Below are 3,984 nucleotides of genomic sequence, written 5' to 3'. Positions count from 1 at the left end.
CCAGGCCCGGTGACAACACCCCCCGGATCATTGGTGAGACAGGGGCACTGAGTCATGCCGGGCCCGGCGACCGTGACCCCTCCCTACGGGGTCACCAGCAAGGTAACGGGCTGTGGTGCCGTGCAGTCCTGGAGAACAACGCCGTGGTCGTCGCACGGTGGCAGGCACACCTGCTGGATGCGGAGGTGCGGGCACGAATACTGATGGGACGCCATGGGCTGCCGGCGGCCAGCCTGCTCGGGCACGGACCGGGCTGGATGGTCCTGGAGGACCTGGAGGAGGGGATGTGGCGCCGCGCCTCTGCCACGGAGCTGACTGAACCCGTGGTCCTTGGGGGACTCGGCACCTGGCTCGCGGGGCTGCATTCGATCCGGCTGGACGCGAAGGCGGCAACCGAGATCGGACGCTCGGCCCTCAGCTCCCTGCTCGATGCTGAGATGGTGCAGCTGGCTGCGACGAGGCTTCCTGGTCACCTCGCGGCTCGCCTGCGGGAGATCGTGGCCCGGTCCAGTGACGTGCTCTCGGTCGGCGAGCCCGTGCTCTGTCTGGGATCACTGGATCCAGGGGCGGTATGGATCCTCGGACTGGGCGGAACCGTGATGCCGGGCGAGCTCGGGCTGTGCTGCGCCGGCGTCGGGGAAGAGGATCTGGCGACCGTTGCCGAGGTGCTCGACGCCAATCAGATGGCCCACCTTCGTCGGGGGTATGACAGGGCTCTCGGTCCTGGCCACGGTGTTGACGATCACCGTCTGCAGGCCGCCCAGAGGCTCCGCCGCGTCGCGAGGATTGTGGCCGCCGTCATCGCTGGCCAGGAACTGGATCCAGTTGAACTCGAGGAGCTGGCCGTTCTGTGCGGCTGAGCCATCGCAGGGGACCATGCGGCCTGCCCCACGGCGTTGAGTAGGTCCCTTGCCGAGACAAGGGGACGAGCCAGGGACGCATCGGAAGCGCCACACAATGAGGAAAGGTCGATGACAGATGGTGCTGTCATCGACCTTCAAAGAGAGTGTCCGGAAGAGGACTTGAACCTCCACGCCCTATATCGGGCACTAGCACCTCAAGCTAGCGCGTCTACCATTCCGCCACCCGGACAGGTGGCTGCCGGACTCACCGGCAACAGCAAGAAACCCTAGCACCCCATCGCCCCTGGCGCACAATTGGGCTCGTCATCGAATGTCGTCGAAGGTGTCTTCCTGGGGTCATGGCTGACGCCCGCGGCGAAGTGCGGTTCCTGCTCGGTCAGGATGGCTCGTTCGGCCTGCCCATGACACCATGGAAGCGGCAGTCATCAAGGAGGTAGCGTGTCCCAGCATCCCAGCCCGATTGGCTACATCGCGGCTCGCCAGGTGCGCGTGGAGCACATGGATGGACACGACTTCGAAGTGCAGACCATCTCACTGCCGCACACCGTGACCCGCAATCAGGTACGCCGGCTGCTCACGGAGGAGGCCGAATACGGGCGGTGGGAACTGCACCGGCTCCGGCGCTACCGTGACGGCTCCACCCAGGCTTGGTTGCGACGCAAGGTCATCAAGGTCAGGTCGACGCTCCAGACGGCGTGATGTGCCGCGCGAAGTCGACCCACTGGACTGGCAGCCCACGGGACGGGAGCTTCGCGGGAGTGCGAGTGCTGGCCCGTCGGGTCAGACGGTGGCGCTCGCTGCCCTGAGCTGGTTCGTGCCACCCGAGACGTCGTCCAAGGCTGTGATGATCGGCTCCGGGAGCGTCGATTCGTCCAGCGCGAGGTAGGGGGCAAGCTGCTCCATGGTGCGCGCGCCCAGCAGCGGTGCCGTCACCACAGGAGCATCGCGTACCCAGAGCAGGGCGACCTGCTCGGGTGTCAGGTCGAGCCCCTGGGCCGCCCGGACGACGGCATCGGTGATGGCCCGGGACTTGCTCTCCAGATAGGGTTCGACGAACCACGCGAAGTGGTCGCTGGCGCCACGGGAGTCCCGCGGAGTGCCGGTGCGGTACTTGCCGGTCAGGACGCCGCGCCCGACGGGTGACCAGGGGAAAAGGCCCATGTCGTGGGCGCGCAGGGCTGGCAGCACCTCGATCTCGGATCTGCGGGCCAGGAGGGAGTACTCCACCTGGCCGGAGACGAGGGGATGGCGGCCGGGGACCGCCTGTTGCCAGGTGGCTGCCCGAGCGGTCTGCCACCCGATGTAGTTGCTGATGCCCACATAGCGGGTCATGCCCTGCTGCACGGCGTGATCGAGCGCAGAGAGGGTCTCTTCCAGGGGAGCCTCACCCCAGGCGTGCACCTGCCACAGGTCCACATGATCGGTGTGCAACCTGCGCAGGGAGGCGGCAAGGTCGTCGAGGAGGGCCTTGCGGGAGGTGTCCACTCGGCGACGGCCATCGTGGACGCCAAATCCGCCCTTGGTCGCGATCACGAGATCCTCGCGGCGCAGGTCCGTGTGGATCAACTTCCCGATGATCTTCTCCGCGATGCCATTGCCGTACGCGGGGGCGGTGTCGACGAGATTCCCACCGGCTTCCACGAAGGCCCGCAGCATGCTGCGCGCGTCGCGGGTGGGTGTGTCGATTCCCCAGGTCATGGTGCCGAGGCCCAGTCTGGAGACCGTCAGGCCGCTGCGGCCAACTCGTCGGGTCTGCATGGATCGACCCTATTGCACTGTTTCCAGGCGCCCCAGACGGCGCCGCGGCACCCTCGGCGCAGACCAGTACGCTCTGAACATGGTCACGCTTCTGCTCGCACGCCACGGACGCAGCACGTCGAACACAGCCGGGACGCTCTCCGGGCGCACCCCCGGGATTGAACTGGACGAGCATGGCAGGGGCCAGGCCCTGGCCCTGGGCAAGCGTCTGCGGGGGCTCGACCTGCAACTCGCGGTCCATTCGCCCCTGGAGCGCTGTCGGCAGACGCTGGAGCTGGCCATGGAGGCAGCCGAACTGGAGCCCCAGGTTCGGGAAGATCCCCGGGTAACCGAGTGTGACTACGGCGAATGGAGTAATCGCAAGCTCAGCGAGCTCGCCGGGGAAGCACTGTGGCGGCAGGTGCAGGACTCGCCGAGCACCGTCACCTTCCCCGGTGGAGAGTCCATGCAGGAGATGGCCAGCCGTATGGTGCGGGCCGTGGAGGCCACCAACCAGCAGCTCGCGGAGTCGGCAGGTGCTGACGCCGCGTGGCTGCTCGTCGGGCACGGAGACCCGATCAAGGCAGTGCTCTCCCACGCACTCGGCCAGCCGCTCGACGAATTCCAACGAATCGTGGTGGACCCGGCCTCCGTGAGCATCGTGCGCTGGCCCGTCGCAGGGGAGTCGGCCCAGGGCCGCAAACCGATGGTGGTCGCCATGAACACCACCCAGGGTGCGGTCTCCGCCATGATCGGGGCCCCGGCAGGCCCCCAACTCGGGGGCGGGCTCGGCAGCCAGTCGGCATGAGCCCGGCGGCACATCGCTTGCCGGGGACCCTAAAGTGGTTCCCATGCCGCGCATCCAGCACCGATTCGAGTTTCCCGACCGCTTCGTCGCGGGCACCGTGGGCGAGCCCGGCGATCGAACCTTCTTCGTGCAGGCGCGACAGGGCAGTCGACTGGTCAGTGTGGTCTGTGAGAAGCAGCAGGTGGAGGTTCTCGCGGAGCATCTGGAACGCATCCTGGACGAGTTGGCCCAGCTGGCCCAGGGAGTCGTCGACATCCCTCCGCAGCGGCAACGCGCCGCGGACCTCGAGCCGTTGGATGCCCCGCTGGAGGAGGACTTCCGGGTGGGCACGATGACCATCGCCTGGGACGGCAGTCTGGAAGCGGTCCAGGTGGAGCTCTTCAGCGTCGAGACCGAGGCCGATCCCACGGTGCAGATTCCCGGGCTGGACGAGGAGTCCCTGGAGGAGCTCGAGGGGCTCGAGGACGTCCTGTCAGCAACGGAGAGCCTCACGGTGGCGATCACGACCGATCAGGCCCGTGACTTCTCGGCCCGGGCCCGGGCTCTGGTGCACGCCGGCCGGCCAGCCTCCCCCAT

The 3,984-nt window shown here is 67.6% G+C and carries 5 protein-coding genes and 1 tRNA gene; 4 read left to right on the top strand and 2 right to left on the bottom strand.

From position 1 onward, the window contains the following. Positions 1–860: hypothetical protein (locus ACTQ49_RS14825; RefSeq protein WP_441828607.1), on the top strand; the 860-nt coding region annotated here is incomplete at its 5' end. 147 nt (positions 861–1,007) lie between these two features. Here the strand turns inward: ACTQ49_RS14825 and ACTQ49_RS14820 are convergent. After that, positions 1,008–1,092 (bottom strand) — tRNA-Leu (locus tag ACTQ49_RS14820). Between the two features lie 209 nt (positions 1,093–1,301). Between ACTQ49_RS14820 and ACTQ49_RS14815 the strand changes: the two genes are divergently transcribed. Continuing rightward, positions 1,302–1,562 (top strand): DUF5703 family protein, encoded by a 261-nt coding sequence (locus tag ACTQ49_RS14815; protein ID WP_441828606.1) that lies wholly within the window; start codon positions 1,302–1,304, stop codon positions 1,560–1,562. Between the two features lie 81 nt (positions 1,563–1,643). On the opposite strand, the gene ACTQ49_RS14810 is transcribed toward ACTQ49_RS14815, so the two are convergent. Further along, complete coding sequence (locus ACTQ49_RS14810) at positions 1,644–2,621, bottom strand: aldo/keto reductase (RefSeq protein ID WP_441828605.1); 978 nt, start codon at positions 2,619–2,621, stop codon at positions 1,644–1,646. 79 nt (positions 2,622–2,700) lie between these two features. Here ACTQ49_RS14810 and ACTQ49_RS14805 point away from each other — a divergent pair, with 79 nt between their 5' ends. After that, entirely contained in the window at positions 2,701–3,408 is a 708-nt protein-coding gene (locus tag ACTQ49_RS14805) for an MSMEG_4193 family putative phosphomutase (RefSeq protein WP_441828604.1), read from the top strand. 43 nt (positions 3,409–3,451) lie between these two features. Then, positions 3,452–3,984: DUF3090 domain-containing protein (locus tag ACTQ49_RS14800; protein WP_441828603.1), on the top strand; the 533-nt coding region annotated here is incomplete at its 3' end.

Origin of the sequence: Luteococcus sp. Sow4_B9 (assembly GCF_052116585.1) — a bacterium.
Lineage (GTDB): Bacteria > Actinomycetota > Actinomycetes > Propionibacteriales > Propionibacteriaceae > Luteococcus.
This window is presented reverse-complemented; position numbering and strand designations above follow the sequence as displayed.

Bases quoted from the DNA above. Each gene is read 5' to 3' on its own strand.
- ACTQ49_RS14810 (WP_441828605.1), bottom strand. From the start codon at position 2,621: ATGCAGACCCGACGAGTTGGCCGCAGCGGCCTGACGGTCTCCAGACTG.
- ACTQ49_RS14805 (WP_441828604.1), top strand. From the start codon at position 2,701: ATGGTCACGCTTCTGCTCGCACGCCACGGACGCAGCACGTCGAACACA.